The sequence below is a fragment of the Marinicauda pacifica genome (assembly GCF_004793635.1).
In the GTDB taxonomy this organism is placed as follows: domain Bacteria; phylum Pseudomonadota; class Alphaproteobacteria; order Caulobacterales; family Maricaulaceae; genus Marinicauda; species Marinicauda pacifica.
The window spans coordinates 1-307 of the sequence record NZ_SRXV01000081.1; the positions used below are offsets into that span (position 1 = coordinate 1).

The following is a 307-nucleotide window of genomic DNA, read 5'->3' on the forward strand; positions in this document are numbered from 1 at the left end:
CATCATGTCCTGGGCAAAGCCCTTGGAGGCTTCCAGTTGCGCCGCGTCCCTGGACGGACCGAACACATCGAAGCCGCGCGCGCGCAGCAGGTCGGCCAGCCCCAGCGCCAGCGGGGCGTCGGGGCCGATCACGATCAGATCGGGTTCCAGCTGCAGGGCCAGCGCCTGAAGACCGTCAATGTCGTCGGCAGCAACATCGAAGCAGGGCCCGCTCTGATCCATCGCCACGCTGCCCGGCGCAGACCACACGGTGTCGACCAGCGGGCTCTGTGCGATCTTCCAGGCCAGGGCATGCTCGCGCCCGCCC

The 307-nt window shown here is 69.1% G+C and carries 1 pseudogene; it reads right to left on the reverse strand.

Going from position 1 to position 307, the window contains the following annotated elements:
- A pseudogene (locus E5162_RS14475) lies at positions 1-307 on the reverse strand (phosphoribosylamine--glycine ligase); the annotation flags it as partial.